The sequence below is a fragment of the Actinocorallia aurea genome (genome assembly GCF_054783995.1).
In genome coordinates, this window is record NZ_BAAGPQ010000028.1 from 272616 (window position 1) to 292864 (window position 20249).

General features: G+C 71.4%; 20 protein-coding genes. 14 read left to right on the plus strand and 6 right to left on the minus strand.

The window, feature by feature from the left end:
• On the plus strand, positions 1-894 hold the full coding sequence (locus ACYVOM_RS32125) for a LysR family transcriptional regulator (RefSeq protein ID WP_460307307.1): 894 nt from the start codon (positions 1-3) through the stop codon (positions 892-894).
• Positions 895-920: 26 nt separating this feature from the next.
• On the opposite strand, the gene ACYVOM_RS32130 is transcribed toward ACYVOM_RS32125, so the two are convergent.
• Together ACYVOM_RS32130 and ACYVOM_RS32135 are read right to left on the minus strand one after the other, a co-directional pair.
• The gene (locus ACYVOM_RS32130) at positions 921-1265 is read right to left on the minus strand and encodes an SCO0607 family lipoprotein (protein WP_460307308.1); all 345 of its coding nucleotides are present in this window, start codon (positions 1263-1265) and stop codon (positions 921-923) included.
• Positions 1266-1402: 137 nt separating this feature from the next.
• The gene (locus tag ACYVOM_RS32135; protein WP_460307309.1) at positions 1403-2164 is read right to left on the minus strand and encodes an IclR family transcriptional regulator; all 762 of its coding nucleotides are present in this window, start codon (positions 2162-2164) and stop codon (positions 1403-1405) included.
• Positions 2165-2230: 66 nt separating this feature from the next.
• Between ACYVOM_RS32135 and ACYVOM_RS32140 the strand changes: the two genes are divergently transcribed.
• The 7 genes from ACYVOM_RS32140 to ACYVOM_RS32170 are packed head-to-tail and all read left to right on the plus strand — an operon-like array spanning position 2231 to position 8628.
• Entirely contained in the window at positions 2231-3247 is a 1017-nt protein-coding gene (locus ACYVOM_RS32140; RefSeq protein ID WP_460307310.1) for an ABC transporter substrate-binding protein, read from the plus strand.
• Positions 3244-4224 (plus strand): ABC transporter substrate-binding protein, encoded by a 981-nt coding sequence (locus ACYVOM_RS32145; RefSeq protein ID WP_460307311.1) that lies wholly within the window; start codon positions 3244-3246, stop codon positions 4222-4224. Before ACYVOM_RS32140 ends, ACYVOM_RS32145 begins: the two co-directional genes overlap by 4 nt.
• The gene (locus ACYVOM_RS32150; protein ID WP_460307312.1) at positions 4221-5042 is read left to right on the plus strand and encodes an ABC transporter permease; all 822 of its coding nucleotides are present in this window, start codon (positions 4221-4223) and stop codon (positions 5040-5042) included. Before ACYVOM_RS32145 ends, ACYVOM_RS32150 begins: the two co-directional genes overlap by 4 nt.
• Positions 5039-5743 (plus strand): ABC transporter ATP-binding protein, encoded by a 705-nt coding sequence (locus tag ACYVOM_RS32155; RefSeq protein WP_460307313.1) that lies wholly within the window; start codon positions 5039-5041, stop codon positions 5741-5743. Before ACYVOM_RS32150 ends, ACYVOM_RS32155 begins: the two co-directional genes overlap by 4 nt.
• On the plus strand, positions 5740-6618 hold the full coding sequence (locus tag ACYVOM_RS32160) for an LLM class flavin-dependent oxidoreductase (RefSeq protein WP_460307314.1): 879 nt from the start codon (positions 5740-5742) through the stop codon (positions 6616-6618). The genes ACYVOM_RS32155 and ACYVOM_RS32160 overlap by 4 nt, the downstream gene beginning before the upstream one ends.
• Entirely contained in the window at positions 6611-7714 is a 1104-nt protein-coding gene (locus ACYVOM_RS32165; protein WP_460307315.1) for an LLM class flavin-dependent oxidoreductase, read from the plus strand. The genes ACYVOM_RS32160 and ACYVOM_RS32165 overlap by 8 nt, the downstream gene beginning before the upstream one ends.
• Positions 7711-8628 carry an ABC transporter substrate-binding protein gene (locus ACYVOM_RS32170; protein ID WP_460307316.1) on the plus strand — a complete coding sequence of 306 codons (918 nt, stop codon included), beginning with the start codon at positions 7711-7713 and terminating at the stop codon, positions 8626-8628. Before ACYVOM_RS32165 ends, ACYVOM_RS32170 begins: the two co-directional genes overlap by 4 nt.
• A 129-nt stretch (positions 8629-8757) precedes the next feature.
• Here ACYVOM_RS32170 and ACYVOM_RS32175 read toward each other — a convergent pair whose 3' ends face one another.
• The gene (locus ACYVOM_RS32175) at positions 8758-9423 is read right to left on the minus strand and encodes a TetR/AcrR family transcriptional regulator (RefSeq protein WP_460307317.1); all 666 of its coding nucleotides are present in this window, start codon (positions 9421-9423) and stop codon (positions 8758-8760) included.
• Positions 9424-9693: 270 nt separating this feature from the next.
• Here ACYVOM_RS32175 and ACYVOM_RS32180 point away from each other — a divergent pair, with 270 nt between their 5' ends.
• Positions 9694-10782 carry a zinc-binding dehydrogenase gene (locus ACYVOM_RS32180; RefSeq protein ID WP_460307318.1) on the plus strand — a complete coding sequence of 363 codons (1089 nt, stop codon included), beginning with the start codon at positions 9694-9696 and terminating at the stop codon, positions 10780-10782.
• Positions 10783-10856: 74 nt separating this feature from the next.
• On the opposite strand, the gene ACYVOM_RS32185 is transcribed toward ACYVOM_RS32180, so the two are convergent.
• Positions 10857-12752, minus strand: coding sequence for a sulfatase-like hydrolase/transferase (locus ACYVOM_RS32185; protein WP_460307319.1), 1896 nt, complete (start codon positions 12750-12752; stop codon positions 10857-10859).
• Between the two features lie 800 nt (positions 12753-13552).
• Here ACYVOM_RS32185 and ACYVOM_RS32190 point away from each other — a divergent pair.
• From ACYVOM_RS32190 to ACYVOM_RS32200, 3 genes are all read left to right on the plus strand, one after another.
• Entirely contained in the window at positions 13553-14365 is an 813-nt protein-coding gene (locus tag ACYVOM_RS32190) for a helix-turn-helix domain-containing protein (RefSeq protein ID WP_460307320.1), read from the plus strand.
• Entirely contained in the window at positions 14362-14538 is a 177-nt protein-coding gene (locus tag ACYVOM_RS32195; protein ID WP_460307321.1) for a DUF397 domain-containing protein, read from the plus strand. The genes ACYVOM_RS32190 and ACYVOM_RS32195 overlap by 4 nt, the downstream gene beginning before the upstream one ends.
• Before the next feature lie 199 nt (positions 14539-14737).
• Positions 14738-16351 carry a serine/threonine-protein kinase gene (locus ACYVOM_RS32200; protein WP_460307322.1) on the plus strand — a complete coding sequence of 538 codons (1614 nt, stop codon included), beginning with the start codon at positions 14738-14740 and terminating at the stop codon, positions 16349-16351.
• Positions 16352-16360: 9 nt separating this feature from the next.
• Here the strand turns inward: ACYVOM_RS32200 and ACYVOM_RS32205 are convergent, their stop codons facing one another.
• Positions 16361-16933 (minus strand): hypothetical protein, encoded by a 573-nt coding sequence (locus tag ACYVOM_RS32205; protein WP_460307323.1) that lies wholly within the window; start codon positions 16931-16933, stop codon positions 16361-16363.
• Positions 16934-16942: 9 nt separating this feature from the next.
• Entirely contained in the window at positions 16943-17827 is an 885-nt protein-coding gene (locus tag ACYVOM_RS32210; protein ID WP_460307324.1) for a hypothetical protein, read from the minus strand.
• A gap of 3 nt (positions 17828-17830) precedes the next feature.
• On the opposite strand from ACYVOM_RS32210, the gene ACYVOM_RS32215 reads away from it, so the two are divergent.
• Together ACYVOM_RS32215 and ACYVOM_RS32220 are read left to right on the plus strand one after the other, a co-directional pair.
• The gene (locus ACYVOM_RS32215) at positions 17831-18481 is read left to right on the plus strand and encodes a DUF6518 family protein (protein ID WP_460307325.1); all 651 of its coding nucleotides are present in this window, start codon (positions 17831-17833) and stop codon (positions 18479-18481) included.
• Positions 18482-18591: 110 nt separating this feature from the next.
• Complete coding sequence (locus ACYVOM_RS32220) at positions 18592-20181, plus strand: AAA family ATPase (protein ID WP_460307326.1); 1590 nt, start codon at positions 18592-18594, stop codon at positions 20179-20181.
• Positions 20182-20249 lie beyond the last annotated feature (68 nt).

Genomic DNA, 20249 nt, shown 5'->3' on the forward strand with positions numbered 1-20249 from the left:
ATGGAGACACGGGAGCTGCGCTACTTCGTCGCGGTCGCCGAGGAACTGCACTTCGGCAGGGCCGCCCAGCGGCTCGGCATCGCTCAGCCGCCGCTGTCGCGGGCGATCCAGCAGCTCGAACGCCGACTCGGGGTGACGCTGCTGGATCGCGACAGCCGCTCCGTCGCGCTGACCGGGGCAGGTGAGGTGCTCCTGGCCGAGGGGCGGGCTGCCCTCGACGCGGTCGAGGCCGCGACCCGCCGGACCCGCCGCGCGGCGACCGGCGATCCGGGGCTGGTCCTGGTCACGAAGGCGGGGGCGGCCGGCAGACTGCTGGCCGATCTCCTCGACGCCTACGCCGCCGAGCCCGGAGCGGTCGAGGTCGAGGTGCTGCTGTGCGGGATCGGCGAGCAGGAGCGGCTGCTGCGCACCGGCAGGGCCGACGCCGCGCTCCTGCACCTCCCCTTCGATTCGATCACGGGGCTCGACGCCGAGGAGCTGCACTCCGAGGGCCAGGTCGCCGTCCTTCCGGCCAGGCATCCGCTGGCCGCCCGGTCCGAGCTGCGGATGGCCGAGATCGAAGCAGTCCCCGACTTGCCGCTGCCTCGCTGGCCCCGCCCCGACGGTTCCTACCCGCAAGGACCAGGGCCAGAGGTGCACGAGCACGCGCAGCTCTACCAGCTGGTCGCGCTGGGCCGGGCCTCGGCGGTCCTTCCCGAGTCCGCACGCGCCCACCTCGGCCACGATGTGGTCGCGGTGCGCGTCTCCGACGCCCCGACCGTCACCACGGTCATCGCCTGGCCGCCCCACAGCCGTTCCCTGGCCCTGGCCGGCCTGATCCGCACCGCCACCCTGCTCTCTTCGGGCAGGCCGAGGTCTTTGCGCAGCGGGCCTTTCGCCGCTGCTCACCTGTAGCCGTTCGGGGTGGAGCCGTTGGGGGGTCAGTTCTGGTCGGGGGCGGCGATGATGTCGCCGTTCTCATCGAGGGTGCGGGTGTCCCAGTAGAGGTCCCACTTGTCGCCGACCTGCTGGGGCACCTTGCCTTCGGGGTAGCGCGCGTACCCCGCGGCGGGCTCCGCCCCGTCCGGGAAGCAGGCGGAACCTGTGCCGCCCACGGACAGGGCGGGGTATTCGGCGGTGTTGCAGATGTCCTCCCGGTATTCGAACCCTGAGCACCCGGTCAGTGTCGCCAGGGCGGCGGCGCCCGCGAGGGCGGCGCCGCCGACGCGGGCCTTCGCGCGGCGGGAGGTGGTGGCGGTTCGCTCGGTGCCGCGGTGCGGACGCATGGTTCTCTTCAGTTGCTCGACTACCCCGAGTCTCGCGGTCGGGAGGCCGCCCCGCCCTGAGCGCGGATACTCAAGATCGCGCGTGCGGATACTCATGCGCGGTGCCGGGACCGGGTCGACAGCCGGGACGCGCAGGGTCAGTCCGGGTGGCCGGTCCAGCGTTCGTCCGGAGGGAGCAGGACGATCTCCAGGGCGCGGGCGCAGGCGTGGGCGCGGTCGACGAACCAGGCGAGGCGGGCGGTGGTGATGACGGAGGGGGTGGCGCGGACGGCGAGGGCGTAGCGGGCGTGGCCGGCGCGGTCGAGGACGGGGACGGCGAGGGTGCGGACTCCGGCCTGTGATTCGCCGTCGTTGACGGCGTAGCCGTCCTCGCGGACCTGGGCCAGTTCCTCGCGCAGTTCGGCGGGGTCGACGATGGTGCGGTCGGTCAGGGCCGGCAGCGGGCCCAGTTCCGCGAGGTCGCTCGGCGGGGACCAGGCCAGCAGGACCTTGCCCAGCGCCGTCGAGTGCAGGGGCCGGCGCAGTCCGAGACCGGTGTCCGGGCGGACGGAGTCGCCGACGAGGATCAGCACCTCCCGCTCGGAGTGCAGGGCGAGGTCGACCGTGGCCGAGGTGGCCCGGCCGAGGGCCGCGAGCTCCGGACCGGCGCGATGCAGTCCGCGCTGGTGGAAGCTCAGCTGGCCCAGTTCCGCCACGGTCGGGCCGAGCCGGTAGCGGGCGCCCGCGGCGTCCTGCTCGAGGAAGCCCGCCGTGGTCAGTGATCTGGCGAGCCGGTGCGCGGTCGAGGTCGTCAGCTCCAGGCGCCGCGCGAGGTCCGAGACGCCGAGCGTCGGCCCGCCGTCGCGGAACGCGCGCAGCACCGCCAGGGCCCGGTCGACGGACTGTGTTCGCTGCGTCATCGTGCTCCTTCCCGTATCGCGGGACTAGACTTGTCCTACCAGAATAGTAGTGATTAGCTCTCCCGCATGGCTCCACCGACCCTCTGGTTCACCCGTTGTCCGGTCCCCACCGCGACCGGAATCGCCGCTGACCTGGGGTGGCTCTCCGACGAGTTCGCCCCCGACGGGATCACCGTCCGGTCCCTCCAGGACGGGGTGACCCCCGAAGAGGCCGAAACCCACTTCACGCACGCTCTCACGGGGCTCTTCCGCGAGGGCGGCAACGTTCCCGCCCTCTGGGCCAGGGCGCGCGGCGAGCGCACCCGGCTGCTCGGGCTCACCTGGATCGAGGAACGCCAGGCGATCCTGACTCGGCGCGGCGAGCCCGCCACGTCCCTGGACGGACTGCGCCTTGCCGTGCCCCGCCGCGACATCCCGATCGACTTCTGGCGGGCGATGGCGCTGCACGGCTTCGCCGGAGCCCTCCGCGCCGAAGGCCGCGACCTCACCGGCGCCGCGCTCGTCGAGGTCGAGGCCGCCGTGGACGCGCCCCAGTGGGAGGCAGAACTGGCGGCCCTGGCGAAGGGCGAGGTCGACGCGGTCTACGTCAAGGGGGCGCTGGCCGTCGAGGCGGCGCACCGGTTCGACGCCGAGGTGGCCATCGACCTCGACGCGCTGCCCGACCGCCGCACCCGGATCAACAACGGCACCCCGCGGCCGATCACCGTCCACCAGACCCTGCTGGACGAGCGGCCCGAACTCGTCGTCCGGTTCCTCGCGGTGCTGTTGCGCGCCGCCGACTGGGCCGAGAGGGAACCCGCCGGGCTCCGGCGCATCCTGTCCGCCGAGACGGGCGCGGGCGGCGACGCCGTCGCCCGCGCCTACGTCCACCAGCCCCTGCACCCCGATCTCTCGGACGAGCGGCTCGATCTGCTCGCCGAACAGGAACGCTTCCTGCGGGCGCACGGCTTCCTCGACGACGCCGTCGACGTCCGCGCCTGGGCCGACCCCGCGCCCCTGACCGCCGCGCACGCACTGATCCGCCACGAACTGAATCGCCACGAACTGAATCGCCACGAACCGAATCGCAAGGAGACCCCATGAAGCCCCTCGCCCTGCTGGCGGCCGGACTCACCGCCCTGCTCGGCCTCACCGCGTGCGGCGGCGGTGCCGACGACGGCGCGCGGTCGTCGGGGACCATCACGATCCGCATCCCCGACCCGGGCAACACGGGTCCGCTGGCCGTCGGCAAGAAGGACGGCACGCTCGCCGCCGCGCTGGCGAAGGTGAACGCCGAGGTGGAGTGGGCGGGCGAGTTCGGCCCCTTCGCGCCGGCCGCGCAGGCCATCAACGCGGGGTCGCTGGACATCGCGACGGGCTCGATCACCTCCGGGATCGGGGCGCTGGCCGTCAAGCCGAGCTTCAAGATCTTCGCGGTGCAGCCGCCCGCCGCCGGCGAGGGCATCCTCGTGAAGGAGGACTCCCCGATCACCTCGGTCGCGGACCTCGCCGGGCGCTCCGTCGCCGTCAACCAGGGCGGCACGGGCGAGTACCTGCTGCTCAAGGCGCTGCAGAAGAACAACGTGCCCGTCGACAAGGTCAAGCGCGTCTACCTGCCGCCCGCCGACTCCCCGGCCGCGTTCAACTCCGGCCAGGTCGACGCCTGGGCGACCTGGAACAGCTTCACGGCGCCCGCGATCGCCAACGCCGGCGGCAAACTGCTGGTCGACGGCGCCGCGATCGACTCCGACAACTACACGATCTACGTGGTCGCCGACGCCTTCCACAGCAAGCACCCCGAAGTGGTCAAGGCTCTGACGACCTACCTGCACGACGGCAGCGTCAAGCAGCAGGCCGACCCCGCCCCGTTCGTGAACGTCAACACCGAGGCAGGGCCGCAGGCCGTCACCGGGAAGCTGAAGGACGTCACGCTCGGCTTCCTCAAGGGCACCGAGCCGGTTCGGCCGGTCACCGCCGAAGACGTCGCCCGGTTCGAGACGGTCTCCCGGTTCTTCACCGACCAGAAGGTCATCAAGCAGCCGGTGGACGTGGGCGCGTACACGCTGGTCGGGCTGTCATGACGACCGCGACCGCGGGCCTGGTCGCCCCCGAACCGCCGAAGGCGCGCACCCGCCCTCCCGGCCTGTCCCTGGCGCTGCGGACCCTCGGGCCGATCGCCCTGTTCACCCTCTGGTGGGTCGGCAGCGCACGCGGCTGGATCCGGCCCGACGTGCTCGCCTCGCCGGGCGACGTCGGCGCGGCGTTCGGCGAGCTGTGGGGCGACGGCCAGCTCCAGGAGGCGCTGCGCGTCTCGCTGACGCGCGCCGGCCTCGGCCTCGCCCTCGGCATCTCCGCGGGCCTGGTGCTCGGGGTGGTCAGCGGGCTGACCCGGCTCGGCGAGGAACTCGTCGACTCGTCCGTGCAGATGCTGCGGGCGGTGCCGTTCCTGTCGCTGGTGCCGCTGTTCATCGTCTGGTTCGGCATCGCCGAGGCCTCGAAGGTCCTGCTGATCGCGGTGGCCGTCTCGTTCCCGACCTACGTCAACGTGCACAGCGGCGTCCGCAACGTGGACCGCAAGGTCGTCGAGGCGGCCCGGACCTTCGGGCTGAGCGGGCCGCGCCTGGTCTTCGAGGTGATCCTCCCCGGCGCGCTCTCCTCGATCCTCGCGGGCGCCCGGCTGGCCCTGACGATCAGCGTGATCGCGCTGATCGCGGCCGAGGAGATCAACGCGACCGCGGGGGTCGGCCACCTGATGAACCAGGCGCTCAACTACGTGCGCACCGACATCCTGGTGGTCTGCATCATCGTGTACGCGGCGCTCGGCCTCAGCGCCGACCTGCTGGTCCGCGTGGTCGAACGGCTGATCATGCCGTGGCGGCGCCAGGTGGCGGTCCGATGAGCCGGGCGGTGGAGGTCCGCGGCGTCCGGCGGGTGTTCGACGGACGGGCCGTCCTGGACGGCGTCGACCTCGACGTCCCGCAGGGCGAGTTCGTCGCGCTGCTCGGCGCGAGCGGCACCGGCAAGACCACGCTGCTGCGCATCCTGGCCGGCCTGGAGCGCACCGACGGCGGCACCGTCCTGGTCCCGCCGGAGCGGACCGTCGTGTTCCAGGAACCGCGCCTGGTGCCGTCCAAGCGGGTGCTCGGGAACGTCGTCATCGGCCAGCCGCGCGGCGCGCGCGGACGCGGGCTCGAAGCGCTCGCCGAGGTCGGGCTGGAGCGGCACGCCAGGTCGTGGCCCGCCACGCTGTCCGGCGGCGAGGCCCAGCGGGTCGCGCTCGCCAGGGCGTTGGTGCGCGAGCCGCGGCTGCTGCTGCTCGACGAGCCGTTCGCCGCGCTCGACGCGCTGACCCGCCTGCAGATGCAGGACCTGATCGGCGCGCTCGTCCGGCGGCACCGGCCCGCCGTCCTGCTGGTCACCCACGACGTCGACGAGGCGGTCCGCCTCGCCGACCGGATCCTCGTCCTGCGCGACGGACGGCTGATCACCGACCGCCGGGTCGGGTCCGCCGGCGAGTTCGACTCCGCCGAGATGCGCGCCGACCTGCTCGCCGACCTCGGCGTCGCCGGGACGCCCGTGCGAAAGGACGTCTCCCTGTGAACCCCGTCGAGATCCACGTGCTGGCGCCGACCCGCTTCGCGGACCGTCCGGCCCTGCCCGGGTTCGTGACCGACGTCCGCCCGGCCCGCCGGGACCCGATCGGGCGGGCCGCGAGGGCCGCCGACCTGGCGGGACTCGCCGGGCTCGTCGTGCCGTTCGACCCGGAAGGCGTCGAGTCGCTGGTCTCGGCCGCCGGGGCGCTGCGCGCGACCCGGCACGCCCGGGTCGCCGCCGAGTTCCACCCCGCCGTCACCACGCCCGTCTACGCCGCGAAGCTGTCGGCCTCGCTCCAGCGGTTCTCCGCCGGACGGCTCGACTGGAAGATCGCCGTCGACCTGGACCGCGGTGTCGCCCGCGCCCAGGGCGACTTCCTCGAAGGCCCCGCGCGGTACCGGCGGGCGGCGGAGTTCCTGACGATCGCCAAGGGCGTCTGGACCGCCTCGTCCTTCGACTTCGACGGAGAGTTCCACCAGGTGCGCGCAGGCGGGCTCAGGTTCCCGGCGTACCCATCGGGCCCGGTATCCGGCAGTTCGGAGCATGCGGCTTCGCCGGGGAGCGCGGGTCCCGGGCCGTTCCCCCGCGTGTACCTGTCCGGCTCATCGCCGGAGGCGCTCCGGCTGTCCGCCGAGCACGCCGACGTCCACGTCCTCGACACCGCCGACCAGGAGATCCCCGACCTTCCGGGAGTCGCGCTCGGGCTGCGGCTGCGGCTCAGCGACATCGACGCCCTCGCCGCCACGGTCCGCGAGCAGGCGGCCCGGGGCGTCGGCGTCTTCCTCATCGACGCCGAGCCGCTGCCCGACGCCGCCTACCTCCTCGGCGAGTCCCTTCTCCCGCGGCTCGCACGGCAGGACAAGGAGACCGTCCATGGTTGACCTCTACTGGCGGCTGCACATGGAAGGCGACCAGACGTCGCTGCGCCGCCGCGTCAGCAGCCGGGGCGGCTTCGCCCCGGACGCGCCCGGCCGGATCGCCCCGGGCGTCCGCGACGGAGCGCCCGACGGCTTCAGCCATCTGGACTACCTCGCCGAGGTGGCCCTCGCCACCGAGGACGCCGGCCTCGTCGGAGGCCTGCTGCCGTCGTTCCCGCACACCGACGACCCGTGGGCCGCCGCCGCGTCGCTGGCCGCCGAGACGTCGGCCTACCGGTTCATGATCGCGTTCCAGCCCGGGTTCCTGCACCCCGTCCAGGCGGCGCGAATGACCGCGACGCTCCAGCAAGCCACCGGCGGCAGGGTCGTCTTCAACATCATCTCCGGTGGGGGAGGGCCGCCGCAGCTCTGGTGGGGCGACAAGGTCGACCACGATGACCGCTACGAGCGCACCGCGGAGTTCCTGGACGTCCTCAAGGGCGTGTGGAACGGCCCGTTCGACCACAAGGGCCGCTTCTACCAGGTCGAGAACGCCGGGCTGCCCGACCGGCTGAGCGGCCAGCCGTTCCCGGAGATCTTCTTCTCCGGCTCCTCGCCCGCCGCGATCGCCGCCGCGGGACGGCACGCCGACCACTACCTGTCGTGGCTGGAGCCGTTCGACGCGCTGGCCGAGAAGTTCGCGCTGGTCCGCGCGCACAGCGCGACCCCGCCCAAGCTCGCCGTCCGCGTCGACGTCCTGGCCCGCGAGACCGAGGACGAGGCGTGGGAGGAGATCCGTCAGGGCTGGGCCGCCCGACCGGCGCGCGCGACCGAGCACGGCGACTCCGTCGGCGTCCGGCGCGGCGCGTCCTTCCTCGAAGGCGCGGGCGACGGCTTCCGCGACCGCGAGGTCCAGCCCAACGTGTGGGGCGGCTTCAGCGAACTGCGCGACGGCCCCGCGTTCGGCCTCGTCGGCTCCTACACCCAGGTCGCGGCCCGGATCGACGAACTCCTCGCGCTCGGCGTCGACTCCCTCATCCTCGCCGGGATGCCCCATCTGGAAGAAGCCCGCCGGATCGGCGCGCACGTACTGCCCCTCCTGAAAGGACCCCTGTCATGACCGTCCGCGTCGGATACTTCCCGCAGAACAACTCCCTCTGGGTGCTGCGCCACCTCGGCATCCTGGAGCGCGCCCTTCCCGACGTCGAGTGGGTGAACCTGCGCGACCTTCCCTCCGGCGAGCGCGTCGACCCCACCCGGGGCCTGCCGTCGGTGCACAGCGACCATCTCTTCGACGGCGGCTACGACTTCATCGGCACCGGCTCGACCCCGCCGATCACCGCCCAGAGCCTCGGCCGCGACATCGTCTACGTCGCGATCTCCGGACCGCGGATCGAGAACGGCCGCCTCGTCGTCAAGGAGGAATCCGACATCAGGGACGTCGCCGATCTTCGCGGCCGCAAGGTGGCGCTCGGCCACGGCTCCTGGCAGACGACGCTGCTGCTGCTCGCGTTGGAGAAGGCGGGCCTGGGCTGGAAGGACATCGTCCCCGTGGATGTCTACGACGACGCCGCGCAGCGGTTCCTGTCCGGCGAGGTCGACGCGTGGGTCGGCTCCTACCCGTACCTGACCGAGGTCGAGGCGCGGACCGGCGTGCGCACCCTCATCGAGACCGACGGCCTGTTCAGCCACCGCTCCCTGTGGTTCACCCGCCGCGACTTCGCCACCGGCCGCCCCGCCGAACTCGCCGCGATCGTCGCCGCCCTCCAGGAGGCCGACGCCTGGACGGCCGCCCACCCGCGCGAGGCCGCCGCCTTCTTCGCCGCCTCCGACGGCCGCGACCTCGACGCCTGGGAGCACGCCCTGCGCACCCGCCCCTGGGGCCTCCTGCCCGTCACCCCCGACTTCGTCGCCGAACAGCAGCACGCCGCCGACCTCTTCCACACCAGCTCCCTCATCCCCCACCCCATCACCGTCTCCGACGCCGTCCTCCCCGCCCTCACCGACCTCCTCCCCTCCCCCCACCCCGCCTGACCCCCTCCCCGAACGCGCTCACGACCTTCCGGCCTGTCGGCTCCGCTCCCCGGACCGGAGCCGACAGGCCGTCCCCGTTCCCAAGGCCGGCCGGGCAGGCCTGCTCCGCCGACCCGCCGGGTACGGGGCTCAGGGCGGGGTGATGAGCCAGCGGGCGAGGAGTTCCACCAGGGCGGAGACGAGGAGGTTCTCGTCGCGGGGGGCGTCGAGGGAGAGCCAGGCTTCGACCACGCCGGCCGCGCCGTGGGCGATGAAACGGCTGTAGGCCTCCGTGCGCCATTCCGCCGGGTCGCCTCCGGCGGGGGGCAGGCGGGGGTCCTCGTGCAGGAGGACGCGCGCCGAGCCGAGGAAGTGATCGACCAGGATGCGGTAGAGGACGGGGCTGCGGCGGCCCATGAGGCCGACGGTGTAGACGCCGTCGTGGCGCTCCAGGTGGTCGGCCAGGGCTTCGGAGGAGCGCCGCCAGACGTCCACGGGCGCTCCCGGCTCGGCCACGGTGCCGCGGACCCAGCCGGCGCGGACCTCGTCGAGGTCGGCGTAGAGCGCCTGGGCGAGGACCTCGGCGGGGGTCGCGGCGTGCTTGTAGAAGGTCGTGCGGTTCACGCGGGCGGCGCGCACGAGGTCGGCGACCGCGATGTCCTCGACCGGCCGCTGCGCGGCGAGGCGCAGCACGGCCTCCTGAAGGCGGTTCCTCGTCCGCACGATCCGGACGTCGAGCGGCTCCCCGGCGCCGGTCGCGCCAGGTCCCGGCGGCCGTGCGGGGCCGTCCTCCGGAAGGTGATCACTGGTCGGCACACCCCCAGGCTATCGCGGCAGCCCCTCGCGGCTCCCGCCGATGACAGGCCCCCCACCTGCATTAATCAACAACTGTCTCTTTTCTTTCGGGCGTCGCGGTGCCATACTCGTCTGTTGACGGACCCGCCGGACCCCTCCCGGTCCGCGTCTCCGCCCGCCCCCGGCCGCGGCTCGTACGACGAGCCCACCGGCTCCGGGCGCGCCCTCCGAAGGCGGGGTGCCACCGCACGGCCGCCGACGGCAGTCCACGCATGTGAAAGAAGCAGCATCATGAAGGCATCGGTCACCAAGGGTCTCGGCCAGGGCTTCGTCGTCGAGGAGGTCGACCTCGCCGAGCCGATCGGGCACGAAGTGCGCGTCAGGGTCCAGGCGTCGGGCCTGTGCCACTCGGACCTCAGCGTCGCGACCTTCATCGGCGGGGAGTTCCCCGTCGTCCTCGGGCACGAGGTCGCCGGGATCGTCGTCGAGACCGGCCCCGCGGTCACCCAGGTCAAGGTCGGCGACCACGTGGTCGGCAGCCTCATCCAGTACTGCGGCGCCTGCGTCAACTGCCTGAGCGGCCGCACCCACATCTGCCTGAACCCGGACGCCACCCTGCGCGCCGCCGGGCAGGGCTCCCGCATCAGCTGGAACGGCGCGCCCGTCGCCCAGGGCATGGGCCTGGGCGGCTTCGCGCAGGAGGCGCTCGTCCACGAGAACCAGCTCGCCGTCGTCCCCGACGAGATGCCCTGGGCCCCGGCAGCCCTCATCGGCTGCGGCGTCCTCACCGGCGCCGGCGCCGTCCTCAACAGCGCGGACGTGCGGCAGGGCGACACCGTGGTGGTCATCGGCGCCGGCGGCGTCGGCATGAACGCGGTCAGCGGAGCCCGGATCGCCGGTGCGGAGAAGATCATCGTCACCGACATCGAGGACGGCAAACTGGAGCGGGCCAAGGCGTTCGGCGCGACCCACGTCGTCAACTCCCGCACCGCCGACCCGGTCGCGGCGGTCCGCGACATCACCGGTCACGGCGCCGACCACGTCTTCGACGTCGTGGGCGCCCGCCCCGTCACCGAGCAGGGCTTCGCCATGCTCGGCAAGGGCGGCGGCCTCTACCTGATCGGCGTCTCCAGCATGGACGCCGGCCTCGACGTCAGCAGCATCGGCGCCCTGTCCTCCTCCCAGAAGGTCCAGGGCGTCTACATGGGCTCCTCCAACCTCAAGAAGGACATCCCCTACTACGCCTCCCTGTACCTCCAGCGCCGCATGAACCTCGACGACCTCGTCTCCAAGGAGATCGGCCTCGCCGACATCAACGCCGGATACGAAATGCTCAAGGACGGCACCACCGCCCGCGTCGTCATCACCGACTTCTCCTGACCCGCGAGTTCGAAGCACCCCGGACGGGGGCGTGCCGGACGGGCACGCCCCCCCGACCGGGTCGGGCGAGGCGGTCAGGCGGTGCCGGGGCCGGTGAAGAGGTTGAGGGTCGGGGTGTAGGTGCCGGCCAGGAGGTGGGTCAGGTAGCGCGCAGACCTGGACAGATACTCGTCGGTGCTCTCCGCCGCCGTTCTCACCGCGGGGAGGGCGGGCTTGGCCGCGTCTCCCAGGTAGGTGAGGGCGTTGACCGCCTGGAGGCGCACCCTGACGTCCGGATGCGTGGCGACGGTCTGGGTGAGGAACGCGACGGCGGTGTCGGGGTCTCCGGCGTGCGCGAGGGCCTCCGCCAGCACGACGCGGACCTGCGGTGAGTCCTCCGCCTGCAGCCGTTCGCCGAGTGCGCGCCGGGCGGGCCCGGCTTCGGCCGCGAGGATGAGCAGACCTGTGGCGGCCCAGTAGCGGACCGCCTCGTTGCCGTCGTCGAGCAGCTCGGTGAAGCGGCGGAGGTTCGCGCGCTTCCGGGTGATCGCCAGATCCGCGACCTCCTTGACCCTGCGCAGCGGGTACGCGCCCGGCGCGCGGCTCGCGTCGTAGCCCTCCAGCGGGGAGCCCTCGGGGATGAAGCCGTTGTCGTTGACGCGCTCGATGTGCTCGTCGAGCGCCTTGGACAGGCGGCGCAGGCGTGCCCTGTGCCGCGGGTCCGCGGCGAGGTTCCGCACCTCGTCGGGGTCGGTGTGCAGGTCGTAGAGCTCCTCGGCGGGCTTGGCGCGCCAGAAGCGTTCCTGCACCTCGGTGAGCGACCCGTCCAGGTGGGCCTGCTCCCAGACCTGGTAGCCGCGCTGCTGCCACGCGTAGGCCTGGTGCTGCCCGACGATCCGGTGCGGCGCGTAGTTGCGGATGTAGCGGAAGCGCTCGTCGCGGACGGTCCTGACCATGTCGTACCGCTCGTCCATGCGGTTGCGCATGCCGAACGCGTACTCCGGGCGGCGGCGTCGATGTCGTCGACGGCGAACATGACCTGGCGGCGCGGTCAGCGTCGTGCCGTGCAGGTGCCGCGGCACCGTCAGGCCGGCGAGGGTGAGGACGGTGGGCGGGAGATCGATCGAGCTGACGGGGTCCGTGACGACGGAACCGGCGCGGGCGGGCGCGAGGTGCGCCCACTTCTTCGGGTACCGCACGATCAGGCCGGTCCGCAGCCCGCTGTCGTAGCAGTACCGCTTGCTGCGGGGCAGCACTCCGCCGTTGTCGGAGTAGTAGAAGACGATGGTGTCCTCGGCGAGCCCGGCGGCCTCCAGTTCGGCGAGCCGGGCCGCCACCTGGGCGTCCATCTTCTCCATCAGGTCGTAGTAGCGGGCGCGGTCCGCGCGGAGCTCGGGCAGGTCGGGCAGGTAGGCGGGGAGCCGGACGGCCGCGGGATCGGTCGTCCCGGCGGGGGCGTTGAAGATCGACGACTCGTGGGTGGTCATGAAGTTGAAGACGGCGAAGAACGGCGCGTCCGCGGGCCGGTTGCGCCAGTGCGCCGAGCCGCTGGAGGCGTCCCAGGTCCGGGCCATGTCGATCGGGGCGTTGTAGTCGGTCTTGCTGTTGTTCGTGCAGTAGTAGCCGGTCTCCCGGAGGTACTCGGGGAAGCCGCGCAGGAAGTCCGGGATATTACCGTTCGCCCGCATGTGCTCGCCGGGTCCACAGCTCTCGGCGTGCATGCCGGTGATGATCGAGAAGCGCGTCGGGGCGCACACGGGCGCGCTGGAGAAGGAGTTCTCGTACCGCACCCCCTCCCGGGCGAGGGCGTCGATCGCGGGAGTCCGCGCCAGCCGGTCGCCGTAGGCGCCGATGTAGGGGTTGTTGTCCTCGCTGACCAGCCACAGGATGTTCGGCCGCCCGGCCGGCGCCGCCTGCGCGGCTCCTCCGCCGGGCAGACCCGCCGCGAGCAGCCCGCCCGCGCCCGCCGCCAGCACACCCCGCCGCGACACCGAATCACCTATAGTCACTTAAACCTCCCAAAATTATATGAAATCCCGAGGTTAGCGACGACGAGTGATCTTGTCCAGCTTCGTGCCGTTCATTGGCGAATCGCCCGATGTGCGTAGGCGCGGGCAATGGAATCGCGTCATCTATCGAGGCCCGCCGGCGATCCGGAAGGGATCGCCATCGAAGGCCGCCTCCTCCAGGACGGCCGCCACGGGCATGATGCTGTCATCCCCGCCGAGTCCGGGTAGGCGGCCCGTCCTGGGCTACGGATCAGCGCGGTGAGATGTGGGACCAGACCCATTTGCCTTGCGGGGGAGTGGGGGTGTGGCCGCAGGCGGTGCTGAGGGTCTGGACAAGGGGCAGGCCCCAGCCTCCGCCGTGATCCCAGGCCGCGTCGGGTGCGTCGTCGATGGCGGCGAGGGTGAGGGCGGAGGAGCGGGGCGCGGGGGCTCGGGTCCCAGACGCGGAAAAGGACGCCGTGCGGGTTCTGGATGCGGCGGAGGTGGAGGCGGAGTTCCGCTCCGGGGGCGGCCTCGACGGCGTTCACGAGCAGTTCTGAGGCGACGATGAGCGCATTGTCTAGAATGTCGTCCATATTCCATTTTGTAAGGCGTTGGGAAATGAGCGTGCGGGCGAGTCCGGGCGTCGCGGGAGATGCCAGAAGCGTCAGGAAAAGATCGTCTTGGGTCATGAGCTGTGCCTTTGTTTTCCCAGGTCAGATGGGTGTAGAACTGGGCTGATCGTCGCAGCGGGTGACTTCCCGACTGCGATTTTCGCGCCAAAGGGAAACCGCGGAGGAAGAATGCCCAACAACCGGGACCCGCTCGACCCGCGCGAGTCCATGTGGCACTGGCTCGCGTTCCAGCTGCGCTACCTGCGCGAGTCCAACGAACTGACCCTCGACCAGGTCGGGGCGCTGATCGCCGCCGCCAAGTCGACCGTCTCCAACATCGAGGCGGGCCGCCTGCGCATCGACGAACGCCAGGCCTTCAAACTCGACCAGCGCTACAACACGGGTTTCCTGCTCCAACTGCTGCTCTACTACGCCCGCATGAACCACACCCCCGCGTGGATCGAGCAGTACACGAAGTACGAGGCGATGGCCCGCGTCCTCAAGGTGTACAGCGGCTCCACTATCCCGGGGCCGCTCCAGACCGAGGGCTACATGCGCGGGCTGCTCGCCACCGGGGTTGCCGCCGACGACGAGGAGAAGATGGCGGCGCGCATCGCCCGCCAGGAAGCCCTGCTCTGCCGAAAGGACCCGCCCTGGATCTGGGTCCTGATGGACGAGGCCGCGATCAAGAATCCGATCGGAGGCCGACAGGCGCTCCGCGAGCAGCTGAAGCACCTGCTCGACCTCATGGAGAGCCCCCGAGTCTCGGTGAGAATCCTGTCGGAGGAGTGCGGCGGGCACCCGGGGGTCTCCGGTATCTTCCGCATCATCAGCCTGGAGACGCGCGAGGTCGCCTACGCCGGTGCCCAGAAGGGGGGCCGACTCATCGAGGAACCGCTTGAAGTTCGCGATTTCGAGCTGGCCTTCGACCGCATCGCCGAGGTTGCTCTCAACAGGGACACGTCCCGGGCTCTGATCGAGAAGAGACTGAAGGAGCTATGACACAGCCCGTCTGGCGCAAGAGCTCGTACAGCACCACCGGAAACGACGAGATCTGCGTGGAACTAGCCCGCTTCCCCTCCGGAGTCGGCGTCCGCGACTCCAAGAATCCCGAGACCGGTCCCCTCACCCTCACCGCCCGCCAGTTCGCCTCCCTGACCGCCCACCTCCGCTGACCCCTCGCCGGGAGGCCCGCCTCCCGGCACCCCGAATGCCTCCCGCGCGGTGTGCCGGAGCCGGAGCGGGCCCTTGGCCCTCTGCCGCACGGCGAACCGTTCCGCTCGGCCATCGCGTCGGCTTTGCGAGACGAACCTGGTCCTGGCCGAATGGCATGATATTTCCGAAGATCTTCTCCGTAGCCTGAGGAGGCCGGACATGTCGGGGATGGCGCGGGGGGTCGCTCTCATCGGGCGCTACCAGCTCGACACGCTGGTCGGCGAGGGCGGGATGGGCGAGGTCTGGCGGGCCACCGACCTGCGGCTCCGCCGCACCGTCGCGGTCAAAGTGCTCGCCAGGGAGCGCGCGTCCGACACCGCCGCCCGGCGGCGGTTCGAGCGGGAGGCCGCCGCCGCCGCGCCGCTGCGCCACCGCGGCATCGCCCTCGTCTTCGACAGCGGCTTCGACGAGACGACCCGGCAGCTGTTCATCGTCATGGAGTTCCTCGAAGGCGAGGACCTGCAGAGCGTCCTCGACGGGCACCCGGACGGGCTCCCGCCCGAGATCGTGCGGGACTACGGCGCCCAGCTCGCCGACGCCCTGGGCGCCGCCCACGAGATCGGCGTCGTCCACCGCGACATCAAGCCCGCCAACGTCATCGTCCACCGTGACGGCGACCTCAAGATCTGCGACTTCGGCGTCGCCCGCCTCGCCGCCCACACCGGCACGCTCACCCAGGGCGCCATAGGCACCCCCTCGTACATGGCCCCCGAACAGCTCAGCAGCGACCCCGTGGACGGCCGCGCCGACCTGTACGCCCTGGGCTGCCTCCTGTACGCCCTCGCATCCGGCCGCCCGCCCTTCGTCGCGGACTCGGTGCCCGCCATGCTGTACAAGCATCTGAACGCGATACCGCGACCGCTCACCGAGGCCGTCCCCGGTTTCCCCGCCGACCTCTCGGCGCACATCGCCCAACTGCTCGCCAAGGACCCGGTGGACCGGCCGCACTCGGGCCGGCTGCTGGCCGAGGCACTGCTCGGCCGGGCCGCCCGCACCACCGCGCCCACCGGACGGTCCGCCTCCCCGCGCTCCCACCCGACGCTTCCGTCGCGCCGCAAGCGCTCGCGAGCCGGGATCGCGGCGGCCGTCTCGGCCGCGGTGGCCGTCGCCACCGTCGCCACCGTGGGCTACGCGCTCGCCACCGACGGCGCGGACAAGACCGGCGCTTCGGGCGCTCCCCCCGCCGCCGACCCCGGCACCCCGACCCCCACCGGCCCGGCCCTGCCGCCGGGCGTCCCGGAGGGGTGGACCGTTCACGCCCCGGCCACCTACCAGGCGCCCGACTACTGCCGCACCTCCGGCGCCTCCGGTTCCTCCTACCTCCTCGACGTCGACGGCAAGCCCGACTCCGTCACCTTCTGCGACATCTCCAAGGCGCAGTACGACGACGTGGCCGTGAGCGCCACCGTCACCCTCACCGGCACCCGGTGCGCCTCCTTCGTCCTGCGCCGCAGCGAACCGTACTCCTACGAGTTCGTGATCTGCGGCGACGGCGGCGGCTTCGCCCGCAAGTGGACCGACAAGGGACAAGAGGTCCTCACCGCCAAGAAGTCCCGCTCCGTCGCGGTCCCCGCGAAGTCGGTCCTCACCGCCGTCGCCGACTCCGCGTCGCTCACCCTCTACCTGAACGGCGTCCCCTTCCACAAGGCCACCGACCGGGAGATCAAGGCGGGCGGAATCGCCCTCGGCTCCTCCGTCTTGACCGCCCACCCCGCCGGCACCCTCCGGTTCACCGAACTGACGGTCTGGAGACCACGAACGGACTCCCCATGACCGCGCGAGTCAGCAGGCGTTGACGAGGCAGCCTGGCTGGATGGTGTGCGGGATGTTCCAGTCGGCGTTGATGTCGGCCAGGTCGTGGGAGTCGAGGTGGAGGGGCCAGATATCGGTGCGCATGCAGGAGTTGTTGTCGGTGTCTCCGGAGACCGGGCGGTCGGCGAGGTTGCCGGTGTGGCCGATCTCGTGGCAGCCGAGACTGCGCCAGTCGTTGACGCTGCGGGAGTCCATGAGGGCGTTGTTGAAGACCACGTCCATCTTGTCGCAGGCGTAGTAGGTCGTCATGTCGTAGCACTCCGACCAGCCGAAGTCGTTGGCGTGGACCTGCGAAGCCCAGTCCCGCACGCGGACATCGCCGTCACCGCTGTAGACCGCGATGTCGCTGACCGCCAGTTCCGTTCGGCCCCAGTCGTAGGCGGTGACGCCGTTGGCGGTGAGATAGGCGGAGGTGAAGTACTGGTCGACGCTGTCAGGGGTGATGCCCTCCCCACCGTGGCCGGCGTGGGCCGGCCCGCAGAGTCCAGCAGCTGAGGCGAGTACGGTGGCGGTGGTCAGAACGGTCAGATGCCATGCCCTCACTTGCGCTCCTTACGGCTGCTTCGGCTTGATCTTGCCGTCCTCGGCGTCCTTGACCGCCTTGACGACCTTCTCCTCCACTTGCTCCCGGCTCATCTGCTCGATCTCCTCGTGCAGCGGCGAGATGTCCCCGGCGCTCGATTCGAGCCGGCCGTCCTTGAACAGCACGCGGCCTTCGGAGCTGATGAGGAGGTAGACGCCGGTCTTTTCGTTGAGGTCGAGGAAGTACAGCCCGGACGTCCCTTCGCGGGTCCAGGTGACGTTCCCGTACTGGATGCCGACGCCGTCACCGTTGAAATGCCCCTCGTAAACCCGGACGGTCTCCGGTGCGGCGTCCGCCGCCTTGTACACCTCGTAGACCTTCAGTGTGACGATCCGCGCCGTCAGCACCGGCTTCCCGCTCGGATCCCCGGGGTCGTACTCCGGCTCGCCCGCCTCGACCTTGACGACTTTCCCCCGCACCACCAGGTCGGCCGTCGCCGTCATGGACGGCAACTCTCCGAAGTAATACTTCTCCCGCCCGTGCGCCTGCCCGCCCGGCGTGTACAGATCGAACTTGTTCGTCTCGGCCTGGACGGTGGCGTCCGCTGTAGGGGCGCCTGTCTTCCTCTCCGGCGGGGCCTCCCCGGGCGAACTCGTGCACGCCCCGGCTGCCAGGACGACCCCGACCACGACCCCGACGGTTTTGTAGGTGAAGCGAGCCAAGTGCGTCAGCCTCTCCGCAAGATCCACAAAGGTGGGCAAAACATAGCACAATGAGAATTTCAGGAATATGCCTAAAGGCCCGGCGGCCTTGCCCGTGACGACCTCCTCGAATACGCCGCCCGGGTCTTCCGGTGGCGGGGAGGGATATCGTGAAGCGGCCCTCAGGGGCGACGCCCCAGCCAGGAGGATCACCTCGTGACAGTGACCGTGACCGGATCCGTTCGGCGGCCTTCCAGCCCGTGGACGCTGTGCGCGCTCGCCTTCGGGGCCGGCCTCGCGGGCGGCGTGCTGACATCCTTCGGGCAGAGTGTTCTCACGGGCGGCTGGCACGCGCTGGTCAATTCGGCGGCTCCGTGGGTGATGGTCGCCTTCCTGGTCGGCCTCTGCGCCCGGGGGCGCTGGCGCGCCGCCGTCGCGGCGGGCCTCATAGCGCAGGTCGGCCTGGTCGCGGGGTACTATGTGACCTCGGAAATGCGCGGCTTCGCGGCAGGCATGGCGTCCGTGGTGATCTGGGTCGCGGCGGGCGCGATCGCGGGACCGGTGTACGCGGCCGCCGGGTCGCTGCTCGCGGACGGACGGCGCTACGTCCGGGTGACGGCGGCAGGCGTCACCGGTTCGGTCTGGATCATGGAAGGCCTGAACTTCCTCTACCTCGCGACGGACGCGAACTCCAACAGCGGACCGGGCAGGACCGCCGCCTGGTGCTACCTCCTGATCGGTGTGGCCCTCCCCGTCGCCCTCGCCCGCTCCCCGCGCGAGCGCGCCTACGCCCTGCCGGCGCTCCTCGGCACCGCGGCCGCCGCCATCCTGGCAGCAGTCCTCATCAACAAGGCCTTCCTCCTCTGACCCCGACCCCGCGAGGCGCCACCCCGAACAGAGCCCACCAGGGTGCCGAAGCGGCCGCCTGTCAGTACTCTTCGTGTCAGTATGGTGACCGGAAAGAGTGAGGGGTGCGCGTGAAGTACTTCAACACCACCGGCCCCTGCGACCCGGAACTGCACTACATGCTGCCTGCCGGTCCTCGGCTTCCGGAGGCGCGCGAGCTGATCGAGATGGACCGGTTCTTCGTGGTCCACGCTCCGCGCCAGACCGGGAAGACGACCACCCTGGGGGCGCTCGCACGGGAACTCAGGGCGGAGGGCTCCGCGGTCGCGCTGACCGTGTCCTGTGAGGCGGCGTCGGTGGCAGAGGACGACTTCGGTGCGGCCGAGTCGATCCTGCTCGACGACCTGCGCGAAGCCGCACGGTCCGCGGGCCTGGACGAGGCGAGAATGCCGCCCGAACCGTGGCCTGACGCCGCGCCGGGTGCGCGGCTGGGCGCCGCGCTCAGCGCTTGGGCGGCCAAGTGCCCGCTGCCGCTCGTGCTGCTTTTCGACGAGATCGATGCGATGCGGGGGCAGAGCCTGCTTTCGGTACTGCGACAGTTGCGCAACGGCCACAACATGCGCCCGCAGAGTCGCCCGTTTCCCAATGCGGTGGTGCTCTGCGGCCTGCGGGACGTGCGTGACTACAAGGCGGCGTCCGGTGGCGATCCGTCCAGGTTGGGGACGGCCAGCCCTTTCAATATCTCGGTGAAATCGCTGCGGATGGGTGACTTCACGCGCGAGGAGGTCGCTGAGCTGTATGCGCAGCACACGGCAGCGACCGGGCAGGAGTTCCGCCCCGAGGCCGTCACCGCGGCGTTCGAGGTGACCTGCGGTCAACCCTGGCTGGTCAACGCGCTCGCCTACGAGATCACTCGCGAGATGCGGACTCCTTTGCAAGAGCCGATCACCGCGGAGCACGTCGATCAGGCCAAGGAGCGGCTGATCCGCGCTCGCGCCACCCATCTGGACTCCCTCGTCGCCAAGCTGCAGGAGCCCCGGGTCCGCCGGGTGATGGAGCCGATGGTCGCCGGCACCTTCCCCGGTGCCGACGACACCTTCGACGATGACGTCAGCTACGTCCGGGATCTCGGCCTGATCGCGCAGGGTCTTCCGCTGCGCGTGGCCAACCCGATCTATCGCGAGGTGGTCCTGCGCGTGCTCGGCGGCCGTGCGGAGGGCTTTGTCATGGCAGAGCCGCGCAGTTTCGTTCTCGCGGACGGGCGCTTCGACCTGCCGCGGTTGCTCCGGGAGTTCACCGGCTTCTGGCGTGAGCACGGTGAGGTCCTGGTCCGTGGCACCGTCTACCACGAGGCGGCCTGCCATATCGTGCTGATGGCCTACCTACAGCGCCTCGTCAACGGCGGCGGCTACCTCGACCGCGAGTACGCCACCGGAACCGGCCGCCTCGACGTCCTCATCCGCTGGCCCTACCAGGGCCCTGACGGCGATCGCCGGGTGCAGCGCGAAGCCCTGGAAGTGAAGCTCTGGCATCCCGGCCGTCCCGACCCGCACGATCAGGGGCTGGAGCAGCTCGACGGCTATCTCGACCGCCTCGGGCTGGATACCGGTGTCCTCGTCGTCTTCGACCGCCGCCCCGAAGCCCCGCCCTGGCACGAGCGCACCACCCTCGGCTCCGCCGCCACCCCCCGAGGGCGCAAGGTCACCGTCCTGCGGGCCTGACGTGATGGCCGCAGACCGAACCTTACTGCGTAAAGGACGCGGGGTCGGTTGCGCGGGGAGACGACCGC